Origin of the sequence: Streptomyces sp. NPDC060184 (assembly GCF_042728795.1) — a bacterium.
GTDB lineage: Bacteria > Actinomycetota > Actinomycetes > Streptomycetales > Streptomycetaceae > Streptomyces.
This window is the reverse complement of sequence record NZ_JBHWYX010000040.1, coordinates 69,714-80,556: the sequence shown is the minus strand read 5'-3', so window position 1 is coordinate 80,556 and position 10,843 is coordinate 69,714. Positions and strand designations below refer to the sequence as shown.

The 10,843-nt window shown below is 71.9% G+C and carries 10 protein-coding genes; 4 read left to right on the top strand and 6 right to left on the bottom strand.

Annotated features, from left to right (window positions below):
- Positions 1 to 125 precede the first annotated feature (125 nt).
- Both ACFWEE_RS24840 and ACFWEE_RS24835 read left to right on the top strand, forming a co-directional pair.
- The gene (locus tag ACFWEE_RS24840; protein WP_386892258.1) at positions 126 to 731 is read left to right on the top strand and encodes an RNA polymerase sigma factor; all 606 of its coding nucleotides are present in this window, start codon (positions 126 to 128) and stop codon (positions 729 to 731) included.
- Positions 728 to 1,879 carry a CU044_5270 family protein gene (locus ACFWEE_RS24835; protein WP_386892246.1) on the top strand — a complete coding sequence of 384 codons (1,152 nt, stop codon included), beginning with the start codon at positions 728 to 730 and terminating at the stop codon, positions 1,877 to 1,879. The genes ACFWEE_RS24840 and ACFWEE_RS24835 overlap by 4 nt, the downstream gene beginning before the upstream one ends.
- An 18-nt stretch (positions 1,880 to 1,897) precedes the next feature.
- Here the strand turns inward: ACFWEE_RS24835 and ACFWEE_RS24830 are convergent, their stop codons facing one another.
- Positions 1,898 to 2,377, bottom strand: a complete 480-nt coding sequence (locus ACFWEE_RS24830) for an ATP-binding protein (protein WP_386892244.1) — start codon at positions 2,375 to 2,377, stop codon at positions 1,898 to 1,900.
- Positions 2,378 to 2,517: 140 nt separating this feature from the next.
- Between ACFWEE_RS24830 and ACFWEE_RS24825 the strand changes: the two genes are divergently transcribed.
- Positions 2,518 to 3,351: a helix-turn-helix domain-containing protein gene (locus tag ACFWEE_RS24825; RefSeq protein ID WP_386892242.1), complete on the top strand. Its 834-nt coding sequence runs from the start codon at positions 2,518 to 2,520 to the stop codon at positions 3,349 to 3,351.
- On the top strand, positions 3,348 to 3,557 hold the full coding sequence (locus tag ACFWEE_RS24820) for a DUF397 domain-containing protein (RefSeq protein WP_386892241.1): 210 nt from the start codon (positions 3,348 to 3,350) through the stop codon (positions 3,555 to 3,557). Before ACFWEE_RS24825 ends, ACFWEE_RS24820 begins: the two co-directional genes overlap by 4 nt.
- 106 nt (positions 3,558 to 3,663) lie before the next feature.
- Here the strand turns inward: ACFWEE_RS24820 and ACFWEE_RS24815 are convergent, their stop codons facing one another.
- From ACFWEE_RS24815 to ACFWEE_RS24795, 5 genes are all read right to left on the bottom strand, one after another.
- A complete protein-coding gene (locus ACFWEE_RS24815; RefSeq protein ID WP_386892239.1) occupies positions 3,664 to 5,403 on the bottom strand; it encodes an FG-GAP repeat domain-containing protein in 1,740 nt (579 codons plus the stop codon).
- Between the two features lie 461 nt (positions 5,404 to 5,864).
- On the bottom strand, positions 5,865 to 7,397 hold the full coding sequence (locus ACFWEE_RS24810; protein ID WP_386892238.1) for a YfcC family protein: 1,533 nt from the start codon (positions 7,395 to 7,397) through the stop codon (positions 5,865 to 5,867).
- Positions 7,394 to 8,752 carry a M20/M25/M40 family metallo-hydrolase gene (locus tag ACFWEE_RS24805; protein WP_386892236.1) on the bottom strand — a complete coding sequence of 453 codons (1,359 nt, stop codon included), beginning with the start codon at positions 8,750 to 8,752 and terminating at the stop codon, positions 7,394 to 7,396. The genes ACFWEE_RS24810 and ACFWEE_RS24805 overlap by 4 nt, the downstream gene beginning before the upstream one ends.
- A gap of 243 nt (positions 8,753 to 8,995) precedes the next feature.
- Positions 8,996 to 9,961, bottom strand: a complete 966-nt coding sequence (locus ACFWEE_RS24800) for a fibronectin type III domain-containing protein (RefSeq protein WP_386892234.1) — start codon at positions 9,959 to 9,961, stop codon at positions 8,996 to 8,998.
- Between the two features lie 319 nt (positions 9,962 to 10,280).
- A complete protein-coding gene (locus ACFWEE_RS24795) occupies positions 10,281 to 10,715 on the bottom strand; it encodes a hypothetical protein (RefSeq protein ID WP_386892232.1) in 435 nt (144 codons plus the stop codon).
- Between the last annotated feature and the right edge of the window lie 128 nt (positions 10,716 to 10,843).

The following is a 10,843-nucleotide window of genomic DNA, read 5'->3' as shown; positions in this document are numbered from 1 at the left end:
ACAGCCCCCGGCACCGCACCACGCCGGGGGCGGTGGCATGTCCGGGCGGTCCGGCATGACGCAGGTCACAGGAACCCGGGCCGCACCGCGGAGAGACGACAGGTGTGAGGGAACAAGAAGACGACCTGCGCCGCCGCGTGCGCGCGGGTGAACGCGAGGCGTTCGCCGAGCTGTACGAGGAGTGCGCGCCCCGGGTCCACCGGCACGCGCTGCGGCTGACGGGCGACCGCTCGGTCGCCGAGGACATCATGTCGGAGACCTTTCTGACCGCCTGGCGCCGACGGGAGACCGTGGCAGAGGAAGGTGGCCCGCTGCTCCCCTGGCTCCTCGGCATTGCCACCCACACGTGCGAGAACGCCCGGCGCGGAGCCCGCCGCCGCATCGCCTTCCTCGCCCGCGGGCCGAGGCCCGACGTGGTACCCGACTTCGCCCCGGAGGCGGTGGACCGCCTCGACGACACCCGACGACTGCGGGCGGTCCAGGACGCGCTGGGCAGACTGCGACGGCACGAGCGGGAGGTGCTGTCCCTGTGCGTGTGGTCCGGCCTCGACTACGCGCAGGCGGCGCAGGCCCTCGGGGTGCCGGTCGGGACGGTACGTTCGCGCCTCTCGCGCGCCCGCAAGAGGCTGGCCCGGCTCGTCGAGGAAGAGCGGGAACCACGCGGCGCCCGCGGAGAGGTGACAGGTACGGCCGCACGTGCGGCCCTGCCCGTACGGGAGGAGACCCGATGAGCCAGAACCACGACGACACCGGCCTGTCCCCGGACCCGCGCGGCGTCCGGCGACCGCCGGACGCCGACGCCCGGGAGATCGCCCGGCTGATGCCGGCCCCGGACGTCGACGCGCTCTCCCCCGAGCGGCACCGCCACCACAAGGAACTGCTCATGACCCTCATCGACAACGACACCGCCGAACAGGCCGCCACCGCCGACGCTGCCCCCGCCCCCGCAGCCGCAGCCGCAGCCGCAGCCGCCGGGGCCGCCCGGCCGGTCCGTCGGCTCCTCCGCCCCGCCGTGCTCATCCCGGTGTCCGCGTTCGCGCTCACCGGGGTGGTGGTCGCCTCCCTCGCCGTCGCCCCGGGCCCGGACCGGCCTTCCGCGTCCGCCTCGCCCACCGTCGACCCCACCGGCCGTGGCGGCCCGGCCCTGCTGCACCGCATCTCCGCCGTGGCACTGCGCACCGGCGTCCCCGCTGTCCGCGACGACCAGTTCCTCTACACCCGCTCCACGGTCCGGGGCGCGGACCTCACCAGCGGCAAGGCGGTGGTCGGGCCGCTGGAGGAGCGCGAGGAGTGGGCCGCCCAAGACCCGCGCCCGCTGCGGAAGCTCGGTCTGGTGCGGACCGGTGGGGAGACGTTCCCCGTCAACGCGGAGCTGGGCGACACCGAGGGCACCGCCGCGGGGCTCAGCCGTCCCACCTACGCCTGGCTCGGCACGCTCCCGACCGACCCCGAGCGGCTGCTGACGTATCTGTACGCGCACACCCCCGACACCCCGGACCAGGAACGCGCCCAGGCGGTCTTCGACCGGATCGGTGAGCTGCTGACCGCGGTGATGCCGGCGCCCACCGCCGCCGCCCTGTACGAGGCCGCCGCCCGACTCCCGGGGGTCGTCGAAGCCCCGCAGGCCGCCGACGCCCTCGGGCGGCACGGGCTCGGCATCGCCCGCGAGGACACCCGCTACGGCACCCGTACCGAGTGGGTCTTCGACCGGACCGACCTCTCCTTCCTCGGTTCGCGCAGTTATCTCACCGAGGACACCTCCTACGGGGAGGCGGGAACCCTCCTGTCCAGCCTCGCGCGGACCGGATGGGGCGTGGTCGACCGGGCGGGCGAGCTGCCGTCGAAGACGGCGGGAGAGAAGCACACCGAGCAGAGCTGAGGAGCCGGCCCCGTGCGGTCAGGCGGTGCCGGGCGGGATCTGCTCCCCGTAGACCTCCGCCCACACCGTCTTGCCGGGCGCACCCGTGCGGGGCAGCACGCCCCAGCGCCCCGCGAGCCGGGAGACGAGGAGGAGCCCCCGGCCCGACTCCTCGTCGCAGGCGGGCTCACGCGGATCGCCGGGTGACGGACACCGCTCACCGCGGATGTCCGTCACCTCGATCCGCAGGGTGCCGCCCGCCTCGGTGAGCCGCACATGGAAGTCCCGGCCCGGCACCCGCCCGTGCCGCACCGCGTTCGCGGTCAGCTCGGCGGCGATCAGGGAGAGCGTGTCGTTCGTGTCCGAGGCCCAGGGGTGGCCCCACTCGTGGAGCCGGAGCGACACGAGACGGCGGGACAGACGGGCGCCGCGCGGAGTCGCGGTGAATCGCATGGCGAACTCCCGTTCCGGGGCGCGGGTTTCAACCATCTTCCCGGGAGAGGTAATTGCTTCGTTCATGAGGAAAACCCTCGCGCCGTCCGCATACCGTGACCAGGACTGACGCGCTGACGGCCCGGGGCTGTACGCGGCGGTACACACCCTGTACACGCGACGGAGCGTGAGGCGGCAGGGCGGGAAGCGACCGTGGAGGCAAGGCCGTGCCGGAAGAGCAGCAACCGCATGAGGCGCACGAGAGCGGGACGGGCATCCTGGCCGTCTTCGGACGCCAGTTGAAACTGTTCCGGACCGCGGCCGGTCTGGAACGCGCCCAGCTCGGTTCCTCGACCGGGTACTCCGCCTCCACCATCGCCGCGTTCGAGCAGGGACGGCGCGTCCCTCCGCCGAAGTTCATCGACCAGGCCGACGACATCCTGCGGGCTCACGGTGTGCTGAGCACCAGCAAGGAGGAAGTGGCGCGCGCCCAGTACCCGGCCTTCTTCCGGGACGCCGCCCGGATCGAGGCGGAGGCGACAGAACTCGCTGGCTACGAAACCCTCGTCGTCAACGGGCCCCTCCAGACGGAGGAGTACACCCGCGCGCTGCTGACGGACCGGCGTCCGCTGCTGGACGAGGCCACCATCGAACAGCGGGTCGCAGCGCGCCAGGCACGCCAGGAGATCTTCCACCGCTGGCCGGCACCGCTGCTCAGCTTCGTCATGGAGGAGTACGTCGTCACCCGGGGTCTGGGAGGCCGCGAGGTACGGCGCGGGCAGTTGGAACACCTGCTGCTGATCGGCCAGAAGCGCAATGTCGAGATCCAGGTGATGCCCGCGGACCGGGAGGACAACGCGGGCGTGGACGGCCCGTTCACCGTCCTCACCCCTCAACACGGCGAGCCGGTCGGCTATCTCGAAGTGCAGGGTCGGAGCACACTGGTGACGGAGCGCAGGGAGGTCCGCGCCCTGTCGGCCCGCTATGGGATCATCCGAGCCCAGGCCCTCACCCCGCGTGAGTCCCTGGCTTTCATCGAGAAACAGCTGGGAGAGGTATGAACGTCCACGTCACCACCGGCGGTTCCGACACAGAGCTGCACTGGCACAAGAGCAGCCACAGCGGCGCCGAAGGCGGGAATTGCCTGGAGGTCGCCACCTCCCCCGGCACCGTCCACGTACGCGACTCCAAGCAGCACACCGGGCCCACCCTCACTCTGGCCCCGGACGCCTGGGCCGCGTTCGTCGCGGAAGCCGCACGCGACTGACCCGCTTGCCCGTGCATGCGTACATGGGACGGCCGCCCCGCCCCCGCTAGTGTGCGGGGACGGGGCGGCCGGTGCGGCGCTCGTCGAGCGTCGCGTGGGTCAGCGGTCAGACCAGGTCGGGGTACTGGTTCCAGCCCCCGGTGCCGATCTGGACGCGGGCCTTGAACGGGGTCTTGGCGACTCCGGTGCCCGCGTAGAAGAACAGCTCGCCCTTGGAGTTGGACGCCAGGAGGTCGGCGATGCCGTCCCCGTTGATGTCGCCCGGGGCGGCGAGGTTGGAGTACTGGCTCCAGCCGGTGCCGCCGACCTGGGTACGGGTGCCGAGCGGCGTGGACGACTTGCCGGTGCCGGGGTAGAAGAACAGCCCGGCGGAGCTGCGGGCGATGACGTCCGCGCGGCCGTCCCGGTTGAGGTCACCGGCGCCGACCAGCTTGTTGTACTGGCTCCAGCCGCTGCCGCCGACCTGGACCCGGCCCTTCATGGAGAGGCCGTCGCCGTTGCCCGCGTAGAAGTACAGCGCGGTGGAGCTGCGGGCGATCAGGTCGCTCTTGCCGTCACCGTTCAGGTCGCCGGGGCCGACGATCAGGTTGTACGACTTCGAACCGCCCGCGAGGTCGGTGTCGTTCTCCGCGTACGTGGCCGTGTTGTACAGGTGGCCGTCGTACGTGCTGTGCGCGATCAGGTCGGAGCTTCCGTCCGACCGGAGCGAGACACTGTGGGTGAGACGGCTCTCGGAGCGGGTCCAGCCCGATCCGATCAGGTACTTGGCCGAGAGCTTCCCGAGTCCGGTGCCGTCGTAGTAGTACAGGGTGCCGTTGCTGGTGCGGGCGAAGACCCCGGCCTTGCCGTAGGCCGCGTTGTTGCCGGCCCCGGCCAGCTGGGTGACCGTGTTCCAGCCCGGGCCGGAAAGCACGCGGGCCTGGAAGAAACCCGTGCCCTTGCCGTCGTAGAAGTACAGCTTGCCGTCGTAGCCCCGGGCCGCGAGGTCCGCGGTGCCGTTGCCGTTGTAGTCGGTGCCGCCGGTGATCTGGTTGTACTGCGCCCAGCCGGTGCCCCCGATCTGGAACTGGGTCTTGAACGGGTACCCGGTGACCTTGCCGTTCCCGGGATACACGTAGACCCCGGTGGCGTTGCGGGCCACTAGGTCGGCGATGCCGTCGCCGGTGAGGTCGTCCGCGCCGACCAGCTGGTCGAACTGGCTCCAGCCGGTGCCGCCGACCTGGATGCCCTTGCCGAAGTTCTTGCCCGTACCCGGGAAGAGGAACAGTCCGGCCGTGCTGCGGGCGAGAAGGTCGGGCGCGCCGTCACCGTTCAGGTCACCGGGGACGACGAGCTTGTTGTACGCCTGCCAGCCGCTGCTGAGCGTGGTGTACGAGCTGAGGCCACCGTCGACGGCCGCGTTGGCTCCGCTGTAGAGCCGCAGCGATCCGGTGGGCGTCACCACCAGCAGGTCGGCCTTGCCGTCGCCGGTCATGTCGCCGGGCAGCAGCAGGTCCTTGACCTGGGCGGTCTCGCCGGAAAGGACATCGGCGTAGCCGTTGCCCCAGTCCGTGTAGACGTCGCCCCAGCCTTCACGGTAGGCGAGGTCTCCGGCGCCGTCACCGTCGAAGTCGGCGCGCTGGGCGGCCGAGGAGTCGACGGCGGCGGAACGGGCCATCAGGTTGCGCGGCTGGGGAGCCACGGCGTTCTCACGGCCCGGCACCGTGAAGGTGGGGCGCGCAAAGGACGCGTGCGGCACGGCCACCGTGCCCGGGGTCGGGGCCTCGTTCCCGGCCGCGTGCGCGGTGATCGTCATCGAACCGCTGACCAGCAGACCGGCGCAGACGATCGCTGCCGATGTGGCCATCCTCCGGGTCCGCCGGGACCCGGGTATTGCGGGGTTGGGCATTCTGCCTCCTGTGGAAAAGACGACTCCACGGGGAGCGGCGCGCATGCCGGTGCCGAGCCGCACGTGTGCGGTCTCGGATGAATGGCGTCCGTCGACGTGCCTTCGGTGTCGGTCATGGCACCGGCGCACGGCATGACGGAGCAGAATCCCCCCACCAGTGGTGGCGCCCCTCCCCAGGGTCGTGGAGTAGATCTATCTCCAGAAGGGCTCGTCCGGCAAGTCCGTTGTCCGGCTGATCCCGGTTACTGACGCGTCCTTGATCCGGCGCTGCCCGGGTTCCCGCGGGGAAACAGGTCGTGGAGGGGGAGGGAAGATGGCGTGAAACCGACGTGCACGCGCGATGGCGGAACGGTGTACCGGTCGCGCGGCCCGGCCACCGGTGGTGGGTGCCGAGCGTGTTCCGGCGCCTGCGGGACCCGTCAGGTCCACACCGCGCCCAGCGCGACGAACCCGCAGATGAGCACGGACAGGATCGCCAGCAGCGGCCAGACGAAGCGCAGGTACCTGTCGTAGCCGATCTTCGCCAGCGCGATTCCGCCGATGGTGACGGCGGTCGTCGGCACCCAGAGGTTCATCCAGCCGCTCGCCGCCTGCCAGGCGGTGACCACCACGGCGCGCGAGACGCCCGCGAAGTCGGCGAGGGGCGCGAGGATCGGCATGGCGAGAGTCGCGTGCCCGGAGGTGGAGGGGATCAGGAACGCCAGCGGCAGGTTGACGATGAACACGACGACGGCGAAGAGACCGGACGAGACCCCGGAGACCGCTCCCTCGATGGAGTGGAGCACCGTGTCGGTGATCCGCGAGTTGTTCATGATGACGGTGACCCCGCGCGCCAGCACGATGACGAGCGCGGGCGAGATGAAGTCCGCCGCGCCCTGCACGAGCGTCGCGCTCAGCCGCTGCTCGCCGAACCGGGCGACCACGCCGACGACCACCGCGGCGACGATGAAGAGCGCGGCCAGCTGCGGGAAGGACCAGCCGAGTTCGAAGCCGTACGGGGTGGCGTCGGCGTCCCCGCTGATGGCGCTGGACCACGGCACCACGGAGAAGATCATGAAGGCGAAGGTGAGTCCGACCAGGACCAGGACGACCTGGTGCAGCGGGGTCAGCGGCGGCGGTTCCTCGGTTTCCGCCGCCGACTGCTCGCGGTCGCCGGGCAGGAAGCCGGAGAGGGAGCGTGCGGGGTCCCTGCGGACCCGGGAGGCGTACCGGACGACGTAGGCGATGGTCACGGCCGTCAGGACGATCCACATGAGGCCACGCAGCACGATGCCGTCGCCGAGGGAGATGTCGGCGGCGGACGAGGCGACGCCGGTGGCGAACGGGTTGACGGTGGAGCAGAGCACGCCGATGCCCGCGCCGAGGATGATCGTGCCGGTCGCGACCATGCGGTCGTAGCCGAGGGCGAGCATCAGCGGGACGATCAGCCCGTAGAAGCCCAGGGTCTCCTCGGCGAAGCCCTCCACCGTGCCGAGCAGCGAGAAGACCACCATGACGCCGACGATGAGCAGCGCGCCGCGCTCGCGCAGCCGGTGGGCGAGGCGGCCGATGCCCCGGTCGAGGGCCCCGGTGGCGAAGACGACGGTGATGAACGCGCCGATCGCGATGACGAAGAGGAACACGCCCGCGCTGCCGTACAGCTCACCCGTCAGGTCGGGCCCGACCTGACCGGTCTTCGTGTCCTGGATTCCGTAGAGGCCGTTGACGGGCGAGAGGAAGAGGTCGTCGAGCCGGTCGACGAAGCTCTGGTCGGAGGGGACCCGGTGGTAGGTGCCCTGGACGGGGGCGCCTTCGGCGTTGCGGTCGTACGCCCCGGAGGGGATGAGGAAAGCGAGCGCCCAGACGGCGAGGGTCACCAGGGCGAGGATCGTCAACGCGCTCGGGAAGGTGAACTTCCGCTTCTCCGGGTGGTCTCCCTCGGGGGCGGCGCCGCCCGTCACCTGGGTGCTCACGCCGTGCCTCCGGCCCGGTGACCGGCGGCGAACTCCCGCAGGAAGGCGGCTTCCGCGATCACCGCCGACCTGAGTTCGGAGAAGAGCACGCGTTCGTTCGGGGCGTGCAGGTTGCACCTGCTGTCCTGGGCGCCGAAGAGCAGCACCTCCGCTCCTGGCACGGCCCTGGCCAGTCCGTTCACCAGGGGGATGGAGCCGCCGCCGGCGATGTACGCGGGCTCCTCGCCCCAGCCCTCGCGCAGAGCGGTGAGGGCCGCGCGGTAGGCAGGGCCGTCGGTGCGGGCCTCGTAGCCGGGGCCGGTGTCCCCGGCGGTGACGGTCAGCCGGATACCGAACGGGCGGAGTGCCTCCAGGTGGGTGACGAGGAGACCGCGCGCCTCCTTCGGGTCCTGCAGCGGGTGGAACCGGAGGTTCAGCTTGGCGCGCGCGTAGGGCACGACGGCCGAGGCCGCGTGGTCGACGCTCGGGGCGTCGATCCCGATGACGGTGATGGCCGGTCCACTCCAGAGCCGTTCGCCGAGGCTGCCGGATCCGGTCAGAGGCACCCCGTCCAGCACCCCGGCCAGCGAGCGGAACTCGTCCTCGGTGAAGGTGGTGCCGGTCCACTCCTCGCGCCGCAGTCCCTCCACCGCCACGTCGCCGTGCACGTCGTGCAGGGTGGAGAGCGCCGTGAGCAGCGCCAGCAGGGCATCGGGGGCGGCTCCGCCGAACTCGCCGCTGTGCCGGGGCTCGGCGAGGGTACGGACTTCGACCACGACCTCCGCGGCGCCCCGCAGCCCGGTGGTGAGGGTGGGGCTGCCGGGGCGGATGTTGCCGAGGTCCGCGATGACCATGGCGTCGCAGGCGAAGCGGTCCGGGTCGGTGGGCGGGTACGCGTCGAAGGCGCTGCCGTACTCCTCCTGGCCCTCCAGGACGATCTTCAGCCCGACCGGGGGCACGCCGCCGAATGCCCGGAGCACGCCGAGGTGGACGATGACGTTCGCCTTGTCGTCGGCGACGCCCCGGGCCCTGAGGCCGGTTTTGTCGTCGAGCGGGGTGGGCTCGAAGGGCGGCGACCGCCAGAGGGTGGGGTCGCCGGGCGGCTGGACGTCGTAGTGGCCGTACAGGAGGACGGTGGGCGCGTCGGGGGCGGGCGGCGGAACCTCGGCCACGATGACCGGCGCGGTGTCGGGGAGGTCGAGGCGGTCGATCCGTGTGACTCCGGCTCCCCGCAGGAGTTCCACCAGGAGGTCGTGGGCCTCCAGGACGGGTTCGGGCGGGAAGCCGGGGAAGGCGACGGAGGGGATGGCCGTGAGCCGTTCCAGGTCGGCGGTCAGACCGTCCATCAGCGCGTCGACCCGGGTGCTCAGGTCCATGGTGCACACCCCTGTTCCTCACGTACTCGCGTACTCACGTCCGAGGTTCCGGGGCCGCGTCCGTGCCGGACCCGCCGTGCACCCGGCGGTGTCGCGGGGCACGGGGCTCGCGCGGACACGCCCCAGGGTCAATGGACCACAGGGCGGGCGCTCCCGCTCGTCCGCGCCGCCGGGTGCCGTCGGCGGTGTGGGGGTGTGGGGTGCCGTAAGGGATGTCGGGTGCCGTGGGCGGCACCGGGCCCGTCAGCCGCCGAGGACGAGGGTGCGCTGCGCGGAGAAGTCGCCCCACGTGCCGTCGGGGAGCTTGGCCCGGATCTTGACGGAGTGCCGGGTGCCCTTCGGTTCGGTGAGCGTCAGTTCGTAGGTGGCGCGGCCCTTCGGAGGCGTACCGCCCCAGACGATGGTCGTGGTGAACTTCCCGTCGAGGTAGAGCTCGTACGCGGGGATGTCGCCGCCCACCTGGGGCTGGTCCCAGGAGAGTGCGGCGGTGTAGTCGCCGGGCCCGCCCTTGGTCTCCGTGCGCAGACCGGTGGGGGCGGTGCTCGCGGGGGCGCCGGGGGCGGATCGGGTGGTGACGTCGACGGAACGGCTGTCGTCCGAGGACTTGTCCGAGGCGTCGCGGGCGCGGACCGTGAAGGTGTAGACCGTGCCGGGGCGCAGGCCGGTGAGCCGGGCGCTGGTCACGGTGCCGGAGACGCTGTGGATGCGGGAGTCCTCCTGGTAGACGTCGTAGGTGGAGACGCGGACGTCGTCCGTCGAGGGCTTCCAGGACAGGGTCGCGCTGTCGGTGCCGATGGCGGTGGCGCGCAGCGAGCCGGGGACGGACGGCGCGGCCCGGTCGTCGGGCGGCGTGGGCTGGGTGGTGGCCGGTACGCCGGGGCCGGGCTCGGAGAGGTTGCCTGCCGCGTCCCGGGCCCGGACGGTGAAGGTGTAGGCGGTGGAGGCGGTGAGGCCGTCGACGTCGATCATGTGCGTGGCCGCGGGGACGGTCTTCGCCCGGGTGCCGTCGCGGTAGACCTCGTATCCGGTGACCGCCTTGTCGTCGGTGGACGGCTCCCACATGACGTGCACGGAGGTGGAGCTGCTCACCTGGGCGGTCACGCCCTGCGGGGTGGTGGGTGCTTTGGTGTCGGCCGCGGCGGCGTGCCCGCCGCAGCCGGTGAGCAGCGCGAGGAGAAGTACGGCGGAACAGGTCGACACGACACGCATGGGGGGAAGGTGCACGGCGCTGCCGCCTTTCGTCCGGGGCATTGGTCCAGACCTGTATGGCACGGCGTGCGGGCGGGTCACAAGAGGAGTGCGCGGAACGTTCCGCAATATGTGCATGTGCGCCTCCCCCGGCTTGCACCGGGGCCCACGGATGTGGTTACGGAGTCCCCAATTCCGCCCTGCCGCCCCGGCACCTCGACACCCCGGAGCCCCGGAGCCCCGGTGGATCGCGGAGGGCCCCGATGGGTTGCGGCGGGGCGCCCGCGGACCTCCGGCCCAGGAGCCGTGCGAGCGCCCCGCCGCGATCACCGGCGGTCCGTCAGCAGGCGATGGCGTACCAGACCGGGGTCCAGTTGACCGTCGTCGACTGATAGGCGGTGGAGGAGAAGAGGTAGCTCTGGTTCTTGTCGTAGAAGTAGGCGACGGTGCCGGGTGTCTGGTTGTTGATGAGGGGGCCGCTGCCGGTGAGGTTGGGGAGCTGGTAGAGGGTGTTGCACTTGGTGTAGGCGAAGCTGTTGCCGTTGGCGCCCTGGCCGCACACGTAGGTGTAGGAGCAGGACAGCGCCGCGGCGGCGGACTTCACCACGGCGGGCGACTCCACCGCGTGCTGCCGGGCGCCCGCGAGCGCCTTCGCCGCGAGGGTGGCCTCGTCGGGCCGGGCGGAGGCCGACGCCGGCCCCATCAGCCCGAGGAGCGAGCCGGCGACGAGCGTCGCGGCGGCCAGCAGGGTCGTGGCGGTCTTCCGTACTGCCATGAGCGGTCTCCCTGGATCTCCCGCCCCCGAAGGGACGGGTACGAGGTTGCTTCCTCTTCCGCCCCCTGACACCTCGCCCCCTCGACAGGAGCCGAGGGGGCATCCGGGGGCGACGCGAGACCTACCCC